We start from the raw sequence: 20385 nt of genomic DNA on the forward strand, positions 1-20385 counted from the left end.
TTTAAGCGGTATGAATCTATCAAAAGGAGACCTCGATATGGAATTCAAAACGGATATTTTGCAGCTGCGGAAGGGCCCTTATGAAAACGGTGCAGCCTTGGGCAGGCACTTGTCAGGGAAGCCTATAGTGAATGTGTTTAAAAGTATCACAAAGGCTGCTATCAATATAGAGAAAATGGAGGGAATCCTTAAAGCTTATTCTCCTCATCTCCTGGATGAATTAAAAGGGATTGCTGACGGCTTGGAGATTCCTTATCATAAGGCAGCAGCACTTTTCAGCGGTTATGATGTGCCCAAGGTGGCTGCCATGGGCTGTACAGCGGTTATGACGAAAGACTTTTATGTGCGCAATTATGATTTCTCCCCAGAGTTCTATGACGGTATCTTCACTCTATCAGAGAATCTGCCGGCTCTTGCGTCAGCCGGCTACAATCTTCAGGCCATCGGCCGGCATGATGGGGTGAATGAAAAAGGGCTCGCGGCAGGGCTTCATTTTGTCAGTCACGATGGCTATCAGGAAGGGCTATCGGCATGGACAAGTGTGAGGATGGTGCTGGATACTTGCGCCACTGTGAGGGAGGCTGCTGAACTTCTGAAGGAAATTCCCCATGCAGCCTGCTATAATTTCTCCCTAGCTGACAGCTTTGGCAATCAGGGGGCAGTGGAGGCAAGCCCCGATAAGGTATTGATAAGACAAGGGCCGGAAGTGTTTCATTCCTGCGTCAACCATTTCAGGTCAGAAGAGATGGCAGGGAAGAATCGTGAGCATATTGATGGGTCGATCAAGCGAACCGGTTATCTCGATTTGGTCGGAAGTAAACAGCTTTCTTTCCAGCAAACCTTCGATCTGTTCAGGGACTCAGAGTCACCGCTGTTTTTTACAGACTATGAAGATCTCTTTGGAACACTGCACACGTTTGGCTACTCTTTTCAGGACTCTCAGATAGTTACTTCTCTCTGCCGTGGAGAAGATCCGCTGCAGATTAATCTAAAAAAGTGGCTTGCTGGGGAAGATCTTGAACAAACAGCAATGCAAGGGAAAATATGAGCCGGATTATTATTAGTCCGCATGCTCATTTACAAAAAAAGGATAACGTGAGATAATACAGAAAATTATGAAGGGGTGAAGTAAGTTTATGGAACCAACTAATTGCCAATATTAATTGATTTTAAAATTAATATGAATTTTGTATTGAGTGTTAAAATGCCTAATCTGATTAGGTCTATTTGTTATGCTCTTTATGGAATGATGGCAAATTAGAAGGAAACTTACTTTACTCGACCGGGTTTATAATTTACGGGGATCAGTCCGGCAGCTCTAGGCTGCTCCAGAGGCTGAAATGGGCTTATTTTGTGATGGGCGCATTTCAGGCTTCACTGGCGATAAATTATAATAGCATCCAGGCTGCAGGAAGGGATATCTTCTTGCAGCCTTTTTGTATGCGGAAAATTGAATAGTTGGAAGATCTTCTTTGCCTTGTCCATAAAAGTGTAGCAGCCAATATGGATGAAAGAAGGAATAAAAGATGCTCGAATTAAAATTGAACGGAATCAAAAAATATATGGAAGCCACACTGATCATGAGGAAGGTATCGCTTGAAGCGTTTGAAGGGGAGAAGATTGGGATTGTCGGGGCCAATGGCTGCGGGAAAAGCACCATTCTGAAGCTGATCGCGGGAATTGAAAAGATGCATTATTATCCGGGTTATCCGCAGACATCCAGTCCCGGCTATGATGAGGGCCTGATTCATTTTCCAAGAGGGGCGAGCAAGGCATATCTGGAACAGTCGCCGGTTTTTCCGCCGGGCTTGACTGTGAACGATGTACTGAATCTTGCTTTCGAAGAAATCGATGAAATTGAAGCACGCATGCGTGAACTGGAGGAGCAGATGAAGGTGCTCACAGATAAGGAGCTTGAAAAAGCCTTGAACCAATACAGCGATCTGGTTTTGCAGCTTGAGGCGAAGGGCGGCTACGAGCGGGAAGAGAAGCTGGGCAAGGTGTGCACCGGACTTAAGTTCAACGATAGCTTTTTGAACACAGATTTTGATCTTTTGAGCGGCGGGGAAAAAACGACCGTTGTGCTCGGCAAGCTGCTGATCCATAATCCTGACATCCTCCTGCTGGATGAACCGACGAATCATCTTGATATGGAAGCGATCGAGTGGCTGGAAAGTTATCTGAAAAGCTGCAGGGGCATTGTCCTGATTGTCTCGCATGACCGGTATTTCCTTGACCGCACCGTGACGAAAATAGTCGAGATTGAGGATATGGAATCCATCACTTATAAAGGCAATTATTCTTCTTTTATCAGCCAGAAGGAAGAGAATATGCGGATTCAATATGAGCATTTTCGTGAGCAGCAGAAAAAAATCAACGGGATGGAAAAGACGGTGTCCGACCTGCGCGAATGGGCGATGAGGGCGGATAACAATAAATTCTTCCGGCGGGCAGCGAGCATTCAGAAGAAGCTTGATAAAATGGATATCATTGAAAAGCCTGTCTTCAAACGGAGAAATATGAGGCTGGATATTAAAGCCGCCCAGCGTTCAGGCAAAGAAGTCATCAAAGCTGACGGGCTGTGCAAAAGCTTTAATGATAAGGTTATTTTTAAAAACAGCGTCCTTTTGGTCCAATATGGAGAAAGAGTCGGTCTGCTTGGCTCAAATGGCAGCGGCAAAACCACTTTCCTGAAAATGCTCCTCGGCGAGGTGCTGCCAGATGGAGGCACAGTAGAGCTCGGCGCCAATGTGCAGGCAGCCTATCTGCCGCAGAAAATCGTATTCAATGATGAAGAGCTGACTGTACTCGAGGCCTTCCGGGAGGACATTTCCATTGTGGAAGGAAAGGCCCGCGAGTATTTGGCTAAGTTCATGTTTTATAAAAAAAGTGTCTTCACGAAGGTGAAGCAGCTGTCAGGCGGCGAAAGAATCAGGCTGAAGCTGGCGATGCTATTATACCAGGATATCAATCTGCTGATCCTGGATGAGCCGACCAATCATCTGGATATCCCATCGATCGAAACACTGGAAGCTGCCTTGGAAGACTTTGAAGGAACGATCTTCTTCATCTCACATGACCGTTATTTTATCAACAGAATCAGCGAAAGAGTGGTTGCAGTAGAAGATTATTCGCTGAAAAACTACCCAGGCAACTATGATTCCTATAAAATGATAAAGGAACAAAAAGCCGTCCAGGTGATGCCAGTGCCTGAGGAGAAAAAGAAGAATCAGCATTCTTATCCAAAACAGGACACGTCAGCTGAGAAGGCTGAAGCAAGAATACAGCGGCTTGAGCAGGAATTAAAGGAAATTGATGCCTTCATGGCAGAGGCCGGAAGTGATTATGACAGGCTCAATCTGCTGTATGGCAGGAAAGAGAAATTAAATAAAGAACTGGAGGAAGCCATCGGGCTTTGGCTGGGATGAGAGTTCCTCCGGTTCATCAATAAATTGGGACAGTGTGCCTGTCCCGGTATTACAGGAGTGTGTTAACGTGGATAATAATGATATTTTGATTCGGTGCAGGTATGCAATGGATATTAAGAATAACGATGTAGTGGAGATTTTCAAGCTGGGCGGAATGGAATTTACGCGGGAAGAAGTGCTGCTGATTCTGACGAAATCGCCTGATTTGGAGGATGATGCGGCTCCAGTGGCAACGGATAGGCATATTCCATGCACTGATGAAATGCTGGAAACGTTTTTCAATGGGTATATTGTTTTTAAGCGCGGCCGTCAGGAACCCAGGCCAGGTGAGCCGGAAGCGCCGCAGGTCAGGCTGTCGGACAATGAACATCCCAATAATCTATTGCTGAAAAAGCTGAAAATAGCATTGTCCCTGACAAGTGAAGATATGCTCGATGTATTCAAGCTGGCAGGGCTCACAGTGACTAAAGGCGAGCTTGGCGCTTTTCTCAGGAAAAAAGGCCATAAAAACTATAAAGAATGCGGAGACAATTTTGCCCGTAATTTCTTAAAAGGATTAACGGTTAAATATAGAGGAGAATGACGGTATCATGCTGCACACATTTCAAGGGGAGACGATCAGTTTTCAGATTGTCCATAAAAACAGGAAGTCGGCCGGGATTTATATCGATGGTCTTGGCCATATTGAAATCCGAGTCCCTAAAGGCACAAAGGATGAAAGTGTGCTGAAGCTGGTGGAGGAGAGATGGGATTGGATCCTGGAGAATACGCAGGAAATGAAGGACCGGCTGGAGGGCCCAAAGGAACGGAGCTATGACCGGGATGAGAAGTTCCTCTATCTGGGGAAATCTTATCCTATTGAAGTGACCATGGATGCCGGGGTTGAGCAGGATTATGCTGCAGTGGACGGAGATAAGCTGCGCATTTTTGTGAAGCAGCCGGGGGATGAACAGATCCAGCAGGCTCTGAAGCGGTTTTACTATCAGCAGTGCAAAGCGCTTGTTGAAAAAAACATTCAGGCCAATCAGCAGCATTTCAAAATGAAGCCGCAATCTATTCGCATCTCCGACAGCCCTACTACATGGGGAACCTGCGACTCCAACCGCCGGCTTACGTTCAACTGGAAGCTGGCCATGGCTCCGCCGAAGGTGATTGAATATGTGGTGATCCATGAAATGTGCCATATGATGCATATGAATCATGACCGCTCCTTCTGGCGCCTCGTCGGGAAGCTGATGCCGGATTATAAAGAGCAGGAAAGATGGCTGGCTCTTTCAAGCTGGCAGATGACGGTTTGAGCGGAGTTTGGGGAACACCAGCCTGGGGGGCTGGTGTTTTTTTGAGTTGGCGGGGAGGGTTATTTTGGGCTAGTTGCTAATAAAAAGTGAAAGTTGCTAATATATCTGGAAAGTTGCTAATAAAAAGGAAAAGTTGCTAATAAAATCCAAAACTTGCTAATATATCGAAAAAGTTGCTAATAAACATGATCCAGCCCGCAAACATACCCTCCATTTGGGACTAAGAATGTAAAATTCCTGCCGGCAGGCGCTTTCTAAAGCTAAATTCATCAAGTACCATCTGCTCAAAGCACCATTTCCCGGTCCGAAACCTGAATCCATCCAAATACTTCACCCCAAACCCACACAAAAAAAGCTGCCCTCCAGCGCAATAAGCACCATCGGGCAGCTTTTTCAAATGATCAGCTGTCTAAAAAGTCGTCTTCCATATAGCTCGGGTTCGGATATTTGTAAAATCCTTCGCCTGTTTCTCTTCCAAGCTTGCCTTTGTCGATATAATCCCGCTTCAGCATTTCAGCCAGTTTGGCGGATTCTGCCATGCCGGCCTGGCCTTTGCCGTTTGCGATATTGTAGGCAGTTGTGACGCCGACGATATCGAGGATGGCGAATGGGCCTTTTGGCGCGCCGGTTGCGATCATCCAGGTTTTGTCGATCGTCTCCGGATCGGCAACGCCATTCAAGAGCAGCTTTTGGCCTGCTTCCAGGAATGGAACAAGCAGTGAATTCAGGATATAGCCGGGCTGTTCTTTGTGCACAGGCAGCGCAACCATGCCGATTGCTTTCGCAAACTCGATGACATCGTCGAATACTTCCTTGCTTGTGCCGGGATGTCCCATTACTTCTGCTGTATTGTTTGTCCAGATTTCATTCGCAAAGTGCAGTGCCAGGAAATGTTCCGGACGGCCTGTCGCGTCAGCAAACTGGCTTGGCAATAGAGTAGAAGAATTAGTGGCAAAGATGGTTTTCTCAGGTGCCACAGACCCGAGCTTTGTATAAAAATCAATCTTGATCTGCACGACTTCTGGAACTGCCTCAATCACGAGGTCGGCATCAGCAACCGCTGCAGCCAGGTCACTGTGGAAGGAAATGCGCTCATAGGCTGAATTTACTTCTTCTTCACTGGATCCAAGGTCCTCCTGGTAGCGCGGCTTCAGCTTCCCGATTCTATCTCTTGCACGGTCAAGTGCCTCGTCGTTGATATCATATACAGATACATTGAACCCTTTAAATGCCGTCTGGAATGCGATCTGGCTTCCAAGCACTCCGCTTCCGGCAACGGTTACATTCTTGTAATTCATAGAAAAAACTCCCTTTCTATTTGTATCATTCATAGATTTACTACCACTCTTATTATAAACCTAAGCTGAGAAATTATAGAAGTATAATGCTTGGGTAAAAAGAACTATACCACCGTTCTTAAATAGGATGATGCACAAAAGTCCCGCACAGTTCTCAGCCTTTAAAAACATCCATCCGCTCCTCCCGTGCATTCCGCGCGTCAACTGAAAAGGGAAAGGGTATAATAAAACTATCGACTGCAAATAGGATTTTTATGTCAAAAACGTAAAGGGGATACAATGACAAACAGCAATAGAACAGGGTGGGAGTTAGATAACAGCTACACACGCCTGCCGGAGATGTTTTTTACAAGCCAGGATCCCAATCCTGTGGAGGCGCCGGAGCTGGCCATTCTGAATGGGCCTTTGGCGGCTTCACTGGGACTGGATGCTGAAGAGCTTCAGAGTAATGAAAGCATCAGCATTCTGGCCGGAAATGAAATGCCTGAAGGAGCGTCGCCGCTTGCACAGGCATATGCGGGGCATCAGTTCGGCCACTTCAATATGCTTGGGGACGGCCGCGCGCTCTTGATCGGCGAGCAGATCACCCCGGAAGGCGACCGCTTTGACATCCAGCTGAAGGGCTCGGGGCGGACACCTTATTCCCGCGGCGGAGACGGCCGGGCGGCACTAGGCCCGATGCTGCGCGAGTATATCATAAGCGAAGCGATGCACAGCCTCGGAATCCCGACGACCAGGAGCCTCGCCGTTGTCACGACAGGTGAAATGATCCGGAGGGAGACCATGCTGCCCGGCGCCATTTTAACAAGGGTAGCTGACAGCCATCTCCGTGTCGGCACCTTCCAGTTCGCCGCGCAATTCGGTGAGAAGGAAGATGTCAAAGCTCTTGCGGACTATGCCATTCTCCGCCACTACCCGGAAATAGAGGGACACGAGCAGCCATATCTTGAACTCCTTAAAGCGGTCATCAGGCGCCAGGCCTCATTAATCGCCAAATGGCAGCTGGCCGGGTTCATCCATGGGGTTATGAATACCGATAATATGACGATCAGCGGCGAGACGATCGATTACGGCCCATGTGCTTTTATGGACACCTACAATCCTGAAACTGTCTTCAGCTCCATCGATGTGCAGGGACGCTATGCCTACGGAAATCAGCCGTACATGGCCGGCTGGAATCTGGCCCGTCTGGCGGAGAGCCTCCTGGTCCTTCTGCATGATGATCAGGACCAGGCTGTTGAGATTGCCCAGAAGGAAATTTCCGGTTTTATGGACATTTACCAGGGCAACTGGCTGGAAGGTATGGGGGCAAAGCTTGGGATCTTCTCTGTTGAAAAAGAAGACAGAGCGCTAGTCGATGAACTCCTTTCCCTGATGAAGGATCATCAGGCGGATTATACGAACACATTCCGGGCCTTAACGATCAGCAGGGAAACAGCTCTAGAGGGCAAGCCGGGGTTTGCCGAGTGGCATGATAAATGGAAGTCCCGTTTGGAAAAACAGGATAGGACACCAGAAGACATCAAAACGCTGATGCAAAACAGCAATCCGGCAGTGATCCCGAGGAACCATAGAGTGGAAGAGGCCCTTGAGGCGGCTGTTGAAGGAGACTACAGTGTGATGGGCAGGCTTCTGAATGTGCTGGCAAAGCCATATTCTCATGCGGAGGCTGACGAGGGATATTGCACTGGTCCCGATGATGATGGAAAAGGCTATGTAACTTATTGCGGAACCTGATCAGCAGGAGCTTGCCCCGATCATGGGGCAGGGCTCTTTTTTTGAAAAAAATCCAAAGGGAGAGTGTGTGTGAATGGATTCAGCCATTGTGAAAACCAAGCAGGGATTTGTAAGGGGTACTGAGGGAGGCGCTGCCACAGTATGGAAAGGCATTCCTTTCGCAAAAAAACCGGCCGGCGAGCTGCGCTTTCAGCCTCCCGAGCCGCCTGAAGCATGGGAAGGAACCCTCGAGGCGAATGAATTTGGCCCTGTTTGTACGCAAAATAAAGATATAGCAGCCATGCTTGGCGCGCCTGCTGACAATATGTCAGAAGACTGCCTGTATTTAAATATATGGGCACCGGCAGGTCCAAGGGAAGGGCTTCCGGTTATGGTATGGATCCATGGCGGCGCCTTTCGGGCAGGTGCCGGGAGCAGTCCTCTCTATGATGGGACAAGTATGGCGGAAAACGGCGGGGTTATTGTCGTCACGATCAACTACAGGCTCGGCGCATTCGGCTTTCTGCACCTTGCCGGAGTGGACAGCAGCTATACAGCGAACCTTGGATTGCTTGATCAGATTGCAGCTTTAAAATGGGTCCGGGAAAACATTGAAGCTTTTGGCGGCGATCCTGAACAGGTGACGGTGTTCGGGGAGTCGGCAGGTGCAATGAGCATCGCCTCTTTACTGGCCATGCCGGCTGCAAAGGGGCTGTTTCAAAAGGCCATCCTGGAAAGCGGGGCATCGCAGATCATCCCGCCGGAGCAGGCTTCCATGATAGCGAAAGCGGTGCTGCAGCAGCTGGGCATTGATGATCATAACATGGAAAAATTAAATGAAGTGCCGGCAGAGGATATTTTGAAGGCTGCGGAGCGGGTCACCGCGGGTCAGGGGCCGGGTATGATCTTCCAGCCGACGGTTGATGCGGAGACACTGCCGGTTCCTCCGCTGCAGGCAATCACTGGAGGAGCAGCAGGTGGGATTCCTGTCATGATCGGGACCAATCATGATGAAGGGGCCTTTTTCTTCAGGCCGGGATCAGCCCCTATGCCAGGCCCTGCAAGAGATGAAGCGATGGCCAAGCTCATTGGTCCGGAGGCGGCGGAAAAGGTGAAAAGGCACTACCCGGCAACAATTGAAGGGGAATCCCAGTTCATGACCGATTTTGTTTTCTGGAAGCCTGCGATTGAATATGCTGCCGGGCAAACAAAGCATGCTCCTGTCTGGATGTACCGGTTTGATTGGCATATTCCCGGGCATCCCCATGTCGGCAAGGCAGCACATGGACTGGAGATTGCATTTGTTTTTTCAAACCTTTTCTACTTCAGCCGGCTTGGCGTCCAAGTGGATGAAACCATACAAAAACTTTCCCGGCATATGCAGTCAGCCTGGATTTCGTTTGCCAAGGCGGGCAATCCGAATGCGGCTGGAGATGACATGAATTGGCCGGCGTACCAGCCGCTGGACCGCTATACCTATATTTTTGACAGTGAAAGCCGGGTTGAAGCTGACCCTTACAAAGAAAAGCGTGAGCTGATTACCGGACGGGGATAATGGCCAGGTTAGTTGTCCCGCTTCTTCAAAAGGCCGGGACAACTAACCTGGCACCTTCGTCCTTTAGGAGGTGCAAAATGAAGTTTCTGGATGGGGCATTGGCTCAGGAGATCGTGGATCGGACGATGCAGATCATCGGCCGGAATATTAATGTGATGAATGAGAAGGGTGTGATCATCGGTTCGGGAGATGAGGCAAGAATCCAGTCTGTCCATGAAGGGGCAGTCCAGGTGATCGGGGCGGGCCGCGGGTTTGAAATTACTGAAGCAGAGGCCGGGCGGCTGAATGGCGTCAGGGCAGGGATCAATCTTCCGATCACCTTCCAGGATCATATCATCGGCGTAATCGGGATCACGGGGGAGCCGGAAGAAATCAGAAGCTACGGAGAGCTTGTCAGAATGGCGGCCGAAATGATCCTTCAGCAGGCTGTTTTGATGGATGAGATGCAGTGGGATGAAAGACTGAAGGAAGAGCTGACGAGCCAGCTGCTGTCTGGGAGTGAAAATCTGGATCCGCTCTATTTTGAAAGAGTGAACCGCCTCGGAATTGACTTGGATATACCGAGGACGGCAATCGTTATTGCAGCCGATGAGCAGACCAAGAGCTATAAATGGATCCGCGACAGGCTGGAAAAGGAAGATTTGTATGTGATGAACCCCGGCTATATCATCCTGCTGAAAAAGGTGATTACAAAACGGGAAGGCTGGGATCATGGCCAAACCATGAACCAGTTGGGAGACTGGCTTTCCGCGCTTGCAGGCAGCCAGGGGCTGCCATGCCAGGCGGCCATCGGCCAGTATCATCCCGGTTTGGAGGGGCTCTCCAGATCATACCGGGAAGCTGTACATACGCTGGAGGCGGGAAGGAAGCTTGACCCGCAGCAGGCACTTTATTTTTATGAAGATTATAAGCTGCCAGTCTTTGTTGCCAGGGCAGCAGAGCTCGGGATAGCAGGAGCGTTCCAGCACCATGCCGCAAACTTAAATCAGCATGACAAAAAAGGCGAGCTGCAGGAGACTTTGAGGATTTATATTGAAGAAAATGGGGACAGCAGCTCTGCGGCAAGCCGCCTCTATATACACCGCAACACACTGAGATACCGCCTGGAGCGGATCAAGGAGCTGACCGGAAAGGATCCGCGCTCCATAAAGGATCTGCTGGAACTCTATCTATCTCTTTTGCACAACCAGCTTAGGTGAATTGTGCATATGCACAAAAAGGTCCGGAAATACCGGGCCTTTATTTTATACTTTGAACAATGTAAACCTTTGCGGAAACGCTTACAATGAAGCTAACATCTTTTAAGGGAGGAATCATCTTGGAAGCCACCATTCAAGTAAGCGCTTTAGGGGCCATAGTCGCTTTAGCTGTTGCCATACTATTGATATTGAAAAAGGTTTCCCCGGCCTATGGCATGATTACCGGTGCTTTAATCGGCGGCCTGGTCGGCGGGGTTAATATAACCGATACAGTCACTTTAATGATGGAGGGTGCCAAAGGCATCATCCCTGCGGTTCTGCGGATTTTGGCTGCCGGCGTCCTGGCCGGTGTGCTGATTGAATCTGGGGCCGCGTCCGTCATTGCAGAAACGATTGTGAAGAAGCTCGGTGAAACGAGGGCATTGCTTGCATTGGCGGCTGCCACGATGATTTTGACAGCGGTAGGCGTGTTTGTCGATGTGGCTGTCATCACGGTAGCACCAATCGCACTGGCCATTGCGCAAAGAGCAGGGATCAGCAAAACGGCGATATTGCTGGCCATGATAGGCGGTGGAAAGGCCGGCAATATTATGTCGCCGAACCCGAATGCCATTGCAGCATCAGATGCATTCAATATCCCGCTGACCAGCATTATGGCAGCCGGGATCATCCCTGCAGTCTTTGGTCTTGCGATGACCTATTTCATTGCGAGAAAGCTTGTGAATAAAGGGACTGCCATTTCAGCAAGCGAAGTTGCCCCGCACACTGGAGGCGCGCTTCCGCCGTTTTGGGCCGCACTGATCGGACCTGTCGTTACTATCATTTTACTGGCATTGAGGCCATTATTTGATATCAGCATCGATCCGATGATTGCCCTGCCGCTTGGAGGGATTGCGGGAGCGATTGTGATGGGCAAAGCAAGGAAGATCAATGATTTTGCCGTCTCAGGACTCGGGAAAATGACAGGCGTCGCCATCATGCTGCTTGGAACAGGCACATTGGCGGGAATCATCGCCAATTCAGGGCTGAAGGATGTTCTTATAAATGGACTTGAGGCCGTCGGTCTGCCAGGGTATGTGCTTGCACCTGCATCCGGGATCTTCATGTCGGCTGCCACCGCTTCGACAACGGCAGGTACAGCTGTAGCAAGCCAGGTATTCAGTTCAACCATCCTGGAAATGGGCGTCAGCGCCTTAGCAGGCGCAGCCATGGTCCATGCGGGAGCAACTGTCCTTGACCATCTGCCGCACGGAAGCTTTTTCCATGCAACAGGCGGAAGCGTCAATATGGAAATGAAAGAACGTTTGAAGGTCATGCCGTACGAATCACTGGTGGGACTTACAATGGCGGTAGTATCTACTCTCATTTACGGTGTATTTCAGCTGTTCGGATAAGATTCAAAAACAGGAGTGATAGAAATGAAGATTGTCATTGCACCAGATTCCTATAAAGAGAGCTTGTCGGCCATGGAGGCCGCTGATTGTATCGAAAAAGGCTTCAAGCGCATCATTCCTGATGCTGAATATGTGAAGGTGCCGATGGCTGATGGCGGGGAAGGTACGGTCCAGTCACTGGTCGATGCGACCGGCGGAACCATTATACCGGCACTGGTGACAGGACCGCTGGGGGAGCCTGTGGAAGCCTTCTTCGGCCTTTTGGGAGATAAGAAAACCGCCGTCATTGAAATGGCGGCAGCATCAGGACTTCACCTGGTGCCTGCCGGAAAAAGAAACCCTCTTGTGACAACCACAAAAGGGACCGGCGAATTAATCAAGAGTGCACTTGATGTCGGAGTCACCCATATCATCATCGGAATCGGCGGCAGCGCGACGAATGACGGAGGGGCGGGTATGGCTCAGGCACTTGGCGCCCGCTTGCTCGATGAAGAAGGCCGGGAAATCGGCGGGGGCGGAGGAGCGCTATCAGGCCTCTCATCAATTGATCTTTCACAGCTCGACGGACGCCTTGCAGATGTAAAGATTGAGGTCGCATGTGATGTCGACAACCCGCTGACCGGAGAAAAAGGGGCTTCCGCCATTTTTGGTCCGCAAAAAGGCGCCGATCCTCAGATGATCGGAATGCTGGATCGAAATCTGGCGCATTATGCTGGTGTGATTGAAAAGAATCTTGGGAAGAAAATCAAGGATGTGCCTGGGGCAGGAGCTGCAGGCGGCCTTGGCGGGGGACTGCTCGCCTTTCTTCCAGCTGAGCTGAAGCGGGGAGTCGATATTGTCATTGCAGCTGCCGGACTGGAGAAGATCGTGGCAGATGCTGATCTTGTCATCACAGGAGAAGGCAGGATCGATGGACAGACGATTTTCGGAAAAACCCCGATCGGCGTTGCCAGAACCGCCAAAAAATCGGGCGTTCCGGTGATCGGGCTGGCCGGCAGCATTTCAAGAGACTGTGAGGTTGTGCGGGAGCATGGGATTGACGCAGTCTTCAGCATCGTGCCGGGAGCAGTCCCTTTGGAGGATGCCTTCCGGAACGCAGCAGAATATGCAGAACAGGCGGCAGCCAATGTGGCGGCTGTTTGGAGGCTGGGACGGCAGGGCAGGCATTAATATTGGAAGGCTATCATATAAAAAGCGCCCTGATTTTTAAATTTCAGGCGCTTTTCTTTGTGTTTCTTTTCCCTGCCATCCGTCCATAACGCCGGCTTAGCACATACCTCCAAAGATTCTGGTTTTCCATTTAATCACGGTAACTTTGGTTCCCATCTCTTTGCTGGAATCAATCCGGAATTCATCCATCATCCGTTTTACAGCAGGCAGCCCTGCCCCAAACCCATTGCTGCTGGAATAGCCCTGCTCCAGTGCCTTCGGAATGTCTCTGATTCCCGGTCCATGGTCGATGGCAGTAAGGCGAAGCCCTATTTGAGTTCCTGCTGTGAGCTTCTCATACTGAATTTGCCCGCTGCCTGCATACCGGTAGATGTTTCTGGCAAGCTCTGAGATGACTGTCAGGATTCTTGCCTGATCAATGGGATTAAAGTAAAGGGATCGAGCAAGTTCTCTACCCATCTTTCTGGCCAGAATGATATCATTCTCCTTTATAATTTGAACCACTGCTGATTTCTCCATGCCTGACAAACCCCTTACTGCCATTTCTTGCTCTGGCATTTGTTTGGTCAATCGTCTATTAAAAAAAAGAGCCAAAAGAAGGAGGCTTCCTTCTCTTGGCTCATGTCCAGTTCTATCGCCTGGGTCATTGCTGCCTGTTATGATTCGGTTTTAAGATGAAGAGGCACACGCTTTTGTCTTGTTCAAAATCCCATGAAACAAACACATTTTCCAGCTCTGCATCCAAATAGTGTTCGAACTGCGGCCTGTGCTCCATGAACAATCTTTTTTCCAGATCCCGTTTGGCGAGGGTAAGCACTTCCGGATAGCCCTGCCGGATTAATTCTTTTTCAACAGCTACCAGTATTTGATTCCGGACAATCACAAGAGTCCTTGGATTCAGCAGGGAAGAATATACTTCGCCTGGAGGCTTTTCGGCTTCCAGACTGACTTGGATGACTTCCTTATGTACAGCTTCCTGGTTCTGATAATGGCTGTATTCCGGGGCGGCCTCTGTCGAAACGCCGATGAACATCCCTGAATGGCTTTCCAGATTCCAGTCATAATAGAATTCATCAATGGTGACGCCTATATCCATTTGGATATATACCTTTATCTCCTCTATGAGTGCGGGCATCAGCATGTCCCTGATTTTCTCGACATATTTGCTTTGCTCTGTATCTAATAATCTATCTTCTATCTGTGACATAAAGTCTTTCATATATACAGTGATATAAGGGGGAGAAATAGTGGCAAACACGGCCCCCGGCCCCTTGCCAAAAGCTCCGCGCAAAACCCGTCCAATAAAAGATCCCAATTCTTTTTCTTTTTTCTTAATGTCCATTCTCGCCATCCTTTAGATTCAGGCATCATATCCCAAATCCGTTCAGCAGCGGGGACGGGGATCGTTAGTCTTGAGATAATGCAATTATACCGTAAAAAATTGAATCTACCTATTTATTCTTCCAAAATTAAAATATTCCTCTATATTTTTACAGATTATTCATAAAATATGTTTTTTTGTGATAAAAAGGGGAAAATTATGTTGTGGAGATTTGCCTTTTAGGAGTTTCCCTTCTGGCAGGCAGATGCTAAAATGGAAAAAAGGAGAGAGGATATGATGCTTCTTTCTAAGTGCAGGGATAGACGGAAACATGGAAATTAAGGCGCAGCAGACAAAACTGTCGAACAACTTTGGCAAGCTGCTGCGGGAGAAGTTCGGAAAAGGCCCGGAAGCCATTTACGTGACGGTATCAAAGCCATATGTCCTTATTTATATAAGCGGCTTTATATCAGCCACTGAGCAGGTGCTTCTTGACCAGGGCCAGGATTTGACGGTACTGACAACAAGAGAATATCTGATGAAATCGCTTGACCCTGAAATGCGGGGCCAGATCAAAGCGATCACGGATATAGACATTCAGCATATGTATTATGATTGGAATCTTGACAGGCAGACAGGGGTCTTTGTCGGCGTAGGCCCGTCCATTGTGGCTGAAGGCAAAGATTCAGAATCTGACTACAAGGGAAAGAAAAAGGTCCACGAAGAAATCATCAGCATAAGCAGGCAGGCGGAGAAAGCCCCGGACCGGGTTGAATCTTATATGCTCGGATCCCGCACGTTGGTTGTCATACGCGAGGGAATATTGGTGCCAATCGAAAAGCAGCTGATTGCCCTGGGATTTGTGGAAACGCTCCGGGTTGCCAAAAGGCAGCTGGAAGGTGAAATGCTCAGCAATAATATTCACTTTTCTGATATCCTGGACGCGGAGATACAGGACGTTTTTGTTGATTGGAATTTTGAACTGGATAACAGTGTTATTTCATTTATACTTAAACCAAATGATTCATAAGGCAGTAATGAACCGGACAATGATGCCGGACATAAGCCGAAGAGAACAGGGAGCCCTGTTCTTTTCGGCTTTTTCTTTTTGCTCAGCAGCAGATTTTGCAATAGGTCATTTGCGATCTATTAAAACAGGAGGGTATCAATGGCACAGAAACAGCCAAAGACCAGCATAATGGAAGAAGAATTAGATCTCTTTATGGAAGAGCTTGTTCGTCTGAAACAGGATTATGAACAATGTGAAGATGAATTTTTTAAAAAAGAACTTCAGGCGGATATTCAGGTCCTGCTGACCGTCATAAACAGGATACAAGGATACTGACTTCCCGAAAGACCGGAGAGCAAGAAATGAAGGAGAGGCAAACCCCCGCCTCTCCTTAAGAATGGTCCTGCCCTCTATTCCTCTCAAACCCCAAATACCTTGTTCCCTGAAACGTCAGCATCCCGGCGTCTCCTTCTGCAAGTAAACCATATTCTTTCCCTGATACATGGAATTCCGAGCGGTCGCCGCTGTCAAATTCAAATGTCACATAATAGCGGGTGCTTGAGGAAACATGATGATGGTTATCATGATGGGCATGTGATCTCCTGGATACATCTGTCCGCTTTGATTTGACTGCGGCCGTTACACTCAGCCTGGGGGACTGCTCATTTTTCTGCCACTGGCCGACCCCTTTGAAGATGTTGAATATAAGGCCGCCGATAACGATGATAAATATGATGCCGATAAAAACGGGGGCAGCCTGAAAGATAAAGTCCCCCATGAAAAATGGTTCTGGCATATCTATGCTCCTTTCGCAGTGTCCTCTATAAAGCATACGTTACAGAGCAGGAAAAGGTTTCAAGAGTCCTATTGTATGAGGCCTGTCCTATTTGCCTTTCAGGAAGCCTCCCTGACCATACCAGCGCATTACTAAGAATATAGGAGTTAAAAAGCTCTGAAGTCAGCTCATCATATTTCATCATGAAATATGCGCTTATATCGGAATTTACAGAAAAATTCCACTATAGTATTATTTTTATATACCTTTTTAAAAGGTCAGCGGGAAGGAACCCCTGCAAAAGCCTTCCAAGTAAAGCCTGTCACAACAAGCTTTGCACGCTGCTGCCCTTTTTAGGGCCCTCTGTTTTATCCTATTTAACCTCGTACTGCAAAAACACACGATCTTATTTCATTCATGTCAAAAAACAATCCAGGACAGTTGTAAGATCAAAATTTACCGTAAGGAGTGGTTGGTTGGAAACCGATATTAGAAAACCGTCTTTTATTTATGCGCTATTAATGCTATTTGCGGCGATTGCCGTTATTTCGGTCGGCATTCTTGCTTTTGATGCACCGATTCAAATTCTGATGTTTATTAGTATGCTTGTATTGATCCCTTTCATGATGGGATTGGGATACTCTTATAAGCAAGTGGAGAAATCGATGCTGTCATCGATGAGCAAGGCGCTGCAGCCTTCGCTGATTCTATTAACCGTCGGCATTTTAATCGGTGCATGGATTGCATCTGGAACAGTGCCTACCTTGATCTATTATGGAATTAAAGCCATATCTCCACAGTTCTTCCTTGTTACGACTCTTTTGTTCTGTTCACTGGTGTCTGTGGCAACAGGGACTTCCTGGGGAACCATCGGAACAGCAGGGATTGCCATGATGGGTGTAGGGACGACATTAGGCATACCTGTCGGCGTGACAGCCGGCGCCATCATTAGCGGTGCGTATTTCGGGGATAAAATGTCGCCCTTGTCTGACACGACGAATCTGGCTCCGACCGTCTCAGGCGGAGATTTGTTCAGCCATATCAAGCATATGCTCTGGACGACTGTACCCGCTTATCTGATCACGGCGATCATTTTCACCTTCATTGGCTTTAGATACAGCGGAGCCACTGTAGATGCCGCAAGTGTAAATGAACTGACATCCTATTTGGCTGAAGCATTTAATCTCGGGCTGGTGCCGATGATTCCTGTCATCGTCCTGATCGGGATGCTTATGCTGAAAAAGCCGGCCATCCCGGCCATCTTTATCGGTGCAGCCGTTGGCGGAATCATTGCCATCGTTTATCAGGGCTTCAGTTTTTCAGAAACGATCAGCATTTTTTATAATGGCTATGGAGTAGAGTCCGGCATCGAAATGGCCGACAGCCTGCTTCAGCGCGGCGGACTGGTCAGCATGCTGGCGCTCATTGCGCTGTTCCTGTTCGCGCTCGGCCTTGGCGGGATGCTCGCCGAATCCGGCGTCCTGGAAGCGCTCATTGCTTCTTTTGCTGATAAGATCCAAAGCACTGGTGTTTTAACCCTTGTGACCATTCTTGTCAGCTATGCAACACTTGCCATCGGCGGATCGGTATACTTCTCGACCGTCATGGGCGGCACACTGATGAGACCTATTTTTGAACGGCTTAACCTCAAGCCTGAGAATCTGTCGAGGATATTGGAAGACACCGGGACACAAAGCTCCTCACTTGTCCCGTGGACTGGAAGCGGCATTTATACCGCAGGCGCACTTGGCGTTGCAACAGGGGCCTATCTGCCATTCTGTTTCCTTGCCCTGATCACTCCGCTCGTATCCCTGTTCTACGGATTCACCGGGCTGACCATGACTGAGAAAGATCGTCCAAAGAAGAAAACTTCCATGAAAACGGTGGAAGCATCATAACATAATAAAGAGGCTGCCAGACAATTTTGTCTGGCAGCCTTTCTTTATTTTCACCCTAATCCTGCTCTTCTTCCTTCCCTGAAGAACCCATCGCTTTCATAAAATAGGCAGTGGGCAGCAGGACGCCAATGGTAGCTTCAAGCAGGGCAAAAAACCGGAGTGAGCCTACCGGGATCAGGTCTCCGTAGCCGACAGATAGAATGGTGACTCCGCTGAAATAGAGCAGATTCATAAACGATTGGTCGGCAGGCTTCCCGTCCAGTGTTCCAACCCGCAGCACCACATCATCGAGTGAAAGGGCGTAAAAAATGACGGAAAAGCCAAGCGTGAGGCCGAGCATTACAAAAAACAACTTTAAAAATAAGACAGAGCTGAAGCGGCTCTTCTTATAGGACTTATTGGCAAAAAAATAATACAGATTTGCCCCGATAAAAACGAGGGCAGCCCCAGTTAAAACAGAACTCAAAACAAAGTGAACCTCCTTATATCCAGCCTATATTATGTATTTGACCTTAATGGTCGGCGGGTAAACGTTAGAACTGCCAGCAAACGTTCCTATCTGGTAAAAGGAGGAAATGCGGCCGGTGTGAAGAAATAATATGCATGGAAGCGAAACGGATGAAAAAAGAAGAAAGATGACGGATAAAATTGGGCTCTCATCATCCTTATCTTATACGCATCCTTGCAAATAGAGAAAAAGGAAGGGGAGAAATATGCCTGCTGCAGTACTGAAAGAACTAAATGGAGAATGCCTTGGGGAAGGCTGCTACTGCCTGCGCAGCAAGCCGGGTTCCTCAGGCTACCAAAATAAAAATCTATGGCTGACCGAGAGATTTACAGAGGGCCTGAAGTATTTGAAAGTCCTGGAGAACGGCAGACAGGCCGGATTCATTGAATATACGCCGATCGAATTTTCCTCAAGGGCTGTCTATGGGGAAAATTATCTTGTCATCCATTGCCTTTGGGTGCATGTGACAGGGAAAGGATATGCCTCGCAATTGATTGAGCGTTGCTTGGAGGATGCCAGAAAGCAGCAGAAAGCAGGTGTCATCGTAATCACGAATCCGGATACCTCCTGGACGCCAAGCGCCGACATTTTCATCAAGCATGGATTTGTGGAAAAAGGAAGGGCTCCCTATGGGTTCGAGCTCATGGTTTATAAATTTGGGGATGATCCTGACCCCTATTTTCCCGGTGACTGGAAGAAGCGGCTGGAACCATTCGAGGAACTGACGATTCTGCGAATGCCGCAGTGTCCGTTTGTGGAAATTGCGGCAGACAACCTCACAGCCGCTGCAGAAAAACTGGGGCTGAGAGCGAATATCATTGAGCTGACAAGCAGGGAAGAACTGCTGCGCCTTTCGCCGACACCGTATGGCATTTATGGGGCAGTTTTTAAAAAGAGACTGATTTCTTATCATAGGCTGACTGTGCATTCGGCGGTGAAGCGATTAAAGGCGCTGGGTGGCTTAGGCTAGATTTGGATTTTTCAGCGATATGGTGAGGCAGGGTCTTAAATTTTATTTCCGGTCTTTTTACATTAATGGCCAAGCCGATGTATCTCCCTGCCCATCGATTCAAGAATATACACAACCGGAACCTGAGTGGTGATATTCGACTCTCCCATAAACTCTTCGCTTACATAATAAGAGATATTTAAGTCAGATATCTTTGCAATCGTGGAAGCGCGGTTATTCGTAATGCTGATGACTCTGCTTCCTTCCTGCTTCAGCCTATTCAGGTGGGCAACTGTAAAAGGCGTTTCCCCTGAAACGGAGAGGGCAATGACAACGCTGTTTTTCTGCCACTTTGAATGGATCGGAAAATGAGGATCTTTTATATACAGCGAGAAAGCGCCTAAGCTTGAAAAATATCTTGCCCCATATTCCGCCAGGATGCCTGAGCTTCCGATCCCGATAAAAATGACACTGTCTGCCTCTGCCACAAGCCTGGAAGCTTTTGCAATGCTCTCCTCAAGATCTCCTTTAAGCGCCCTTTCCAGAAATTCGGCTGCCGACTCCCGTGAGCTTTTGATGTTTGCTCCCTGCTGTTCTTTCAGCTCCATTTTCAGCTTTACCTTAAACTCCGAAAAACCTTCGCAATTCAGTTTGCGGCAAAAGCGGAGAATCGTACTTGTCGACACATGTGTTTCATCTGCCAGCTCCCGGATCCGCATATAGACCACTTTCTCGCGATTTTGGGAAATATAATTATATAGAGAAATCTCCAGCGGATTAAAGCTGGCAATCATTTCATTTGTAAACAAGGCTGTTCCGCTCCTATCTAAAGGATATCATCAATCGTTTTTCTATTTTATCACAAGC

19 protein-coding genes are annotated in these 20385 nt (G+C 48.3%); 13 read left to right on the top strand and 6 right to left on the bottom strand.

Going from position 1 to position 20385, the window contains the following annotated elements:
• Positions 1-37 precede the first annotated feature (37 nt).
• The 4 genes from CYJ37_RS20765 (at position 38) to CYJ37_RS20785 (ending at position 4726) form a co-directional block, all read left to right on the top strand.
• Complete coding sequence (locus CYJ37_RS20765) at positions 38-1048, top strand: C45 family autoproteolytic acyltransferase/hydolase (RefSeq protein WP_257964272.1); 1011 nt, start codon at positions 38-40, stop codon at positions 1046-1048.
• Positions 1049-1526: 478 nt separating this feature from the next.
• Positions 1527-3428: a ribosomal protection-like ABC-F family protein gene (gene abc-f, locus CYJ37_RS20775; RefSeq protein WP_101551570.1), complete on the top strand. Its 1902-nt coding sequence runs from the start codon at positions 1527-1529 to the stop codon at positions 3426-3428.
• Between the two features lie 67 nt (positions 3429-3495).
• On the top strand, positions 3496-4011 hold the full coding sequence (locus CYJ37_RS20780; RefSeq protein ID WP_101551572.1) for a DUF1456 family protein: 516 nt from the start codon (positions 3496-3498) through the stop codon (positions 4009-4011).
• Between the two features lie 7 nt (positions 4012-4018).
• On the top strand, positions 4019-4726 hold the full coding sequence (locus CYJ37_RS20785) for a M48 family metallopeptidase (protein ID WP_101551573.1): 708 nt from the start codon (positions 4019-4021) through the stop codon (positions 4724-4726).
• A 401-nt stretch (positions 4727-5127) separates the two neighbouring features.
• Here CYJ37_RS20785 and CYJ37_RS20790 read toward each other — a convergent pair whose 3' ends face one another.
• On the bottom strand, positions 5128-6024 hold the full coding sequence (locus tag CYJ37_RS20790) for a 3-hydroxyacyl-CoA dehydrogenase (RefSeq protein WP_101551575.1): 897 nt from the start codon (positions 6022-6024) through the stop codon (positions 5128-5130).
• 279 nt (positions 6025-6303) lie between these two features.
• On the opposite strand from CYJ37_RS20790, the gene CYJ37_RS20795 reads away from it, so the two are divergent.
• The 5 genes from CYJ37_RS20795 (at position 6304) to CYJ37_RS20815 (ending at position 13058) form a co-directional block, all read left to right on the top strand.
• A complete protein-coding gene (locus tag CYJ37_RS20795) occupies positions 6304-7761 on the top strand; it encodes a protein adenylyltransferase SelO (protein WP_101551577.1) in 1458 nt (485 codons plus the stop codon).
• A 73-nt stretch (positions 7762-7834) separates the two neighbouring features.
• Positions 7835-9295: a carboxylesterase/lipase family protein gene (locus CYJ37_RS20800; protein ID WP_101551579.1), complete on the top strand. Its 1461-nt coding sequence runs from the start codon at positions 7835-7837 to the stop codon at positions 9293-9295.
• Positions 9296-9372: 77 nt separating this feature from the next.
• Positions 9373-10494 (top strand): sugar diacid recognition domain-containing protein, encoded by a 1122-nt coding sequence (locus CYJ37_RS20805; RefSeq protein ID WP_180827399.1) that lies wholly within the window; start codon positions 9373-9375, stop codon positions 10492-10494.
• Positions 10495-10580: 86 nt separating this feature from the next.
• Entirely contained in the window at positions 10581-11888 is a 1308-nt protein-coding gene (locus CYJ37_RS20810) for a GntP family permease (RefSeq protein WP_101551583.1), read from the top strand.
• 24 nt (positions 11889-11912) lie between these two features.
• Complete coding sequence (locus tag CYJ37_RS20815; protein ID WP_094769122.1) at positions 11913-13058, top strand: glycerate kinase; 1146 nt, start codon at positions 11913-11915, stop codon at positions 13056-13058.
• Between the two features lie 96 nt (positions 13059-13154).
• On the opposite strand, the gene CYJ37_RS20820 is transcribed toward CYJ37_RS20815, so the two are convergent.
• Together CYJ37_RS20820 and CYJ37_RS20825 are read right to left on the bottom strand one after the other, a co-directional pair.
• Positions 13155-13577, bottom strand: a complete 423-nt coding sequence (locus CYJ37_RS20820; protein WP_022543469.1) for an anti-sigma regulatory factor — start codon at positions 13575-13577, stop codon at positions 13155-13157.
• Positions 13578-13701: 124 nt separating this feature from the next.
• Positions 13702-14400: a Na-translocating system protein MpsC family protein gene (locus tag CYJ37_RS20825; protein ID WP_009791854.1), complete on the bottom strand. Its 699-nt coding sequence runs from the start codon at positions 14398-14400 to the stop codon at positions 13702-13704.
• 310 nt (positions 14401-14710) lie between these two features.
• Here CYJ37_RS20825 and CYJ37_RS20830 point away from each other — a divergent pair, with 310 nt between their 5' ends.
• Positions 14711-15409 carry a Na-translocating system protein MpsC family protein gene (locus CYJ37_RS20830; protein WP_101551585.1) on the top strand — a complete coding sequence of 233 codons (699 nt, stop codon included), beginning with the start codon at positions 14711-14713 and terminating at the stop codon, positions 15407-15409.
• Positions 15410-15547: 138 nt separating this feature from the next.
• Positions 15548-15724 (top strand): hypothetical protein, encoded by a 177-nt coding sequence (locus CYJ37_RS27420; protein WP_009791850.1) that lies wholly within the window; start codon positions 15548-15550, stop codon positions 15722-15724.
• A 55-nt stretch (positions 15725-15779) separates the two neighbouring features.
• Here the strand turns inward: CYJ37_RS27420 and CYJ37_RS20835 are convergent, their stop codons facing one another.
• Positions 15780-16184 (bottom strand): DUF2500 domain-containing protein, encoded by a 405-nt coding sequence (locus CYJ37_RS20835; RefSeq protein WP_101551587.1) that lies wholly within the window; start codon positions 16182-16184, stop codon positions 15780-15782.
• Positions 16185-16639: 455 nt separating this feature from the next.
• On the opposite strand from CYJ37_RS20835, the gene nhaC reads away from it, so the two are divergent.
• Entirely contained in the window at positions 16640-18061 is a 1422-nt protein-coding gene (nhaC, locus tag CYJ37_RS20840) for a Na+/H+ antiporter NhaC (protein ID WP_094769119.1), read from the top strand.
• A 55-nt stretch (positions 18062-18116) separates the two neighbouring features.
• Here nhaC and CYJ37_RS20845 read toward each other — a convergent pair whose 3' ends face one another.
• Entirely contained in the window at positions 18117-18527 is a 411-nt protein-coding gene (locus CYJ37_RS20845; protein WP_101551589.1) for a potassium channel family protein, read from the bottom strand.
• Between the two features lie 247 nt (positions 18528-18774).
• On the opposite strand from CYJ37_RS20845, the gene CYJ37_RS20850 reads away from it, so the two are divergent.
• Positions 18775-19539, top strand: coding sequence for a GNAT family N-acetyltransferase (locus CYJ37_RS20850; RefSeq protein ID WP_009791839.1), 765 nt, complete (start codon positions 18775-18777; stop codon positions 19537-19539).
• Positions 19540-19601: 62 nt separating this feature from the next.
• On the opposite strand, the gene CYJ37_RS20855 is transcribed toward CYJ37_RS20850, so the two are convergent.
• Entirely contained in the window at positions 19602-20327 is a 726-nt protein-coding gene (locus CYJ37_RS20855; protein WP_009791838.1) for a MurR/RpiR family transcriptional regulator, read from the bottom strand.
• Between the last annotated feature and the right edge of the window lie 58 nt (positions 20328-20385).

The organism is Bacillus sp. UMB0728, assembly GCF_002858875.1.
Taxonomy (GTDB): domain Bacteria; phylum Bacillota; class Bacilli; order Bacillales; family Cytobacillaceae; genus Bacillus_AB; species Bacillus_AB infantis.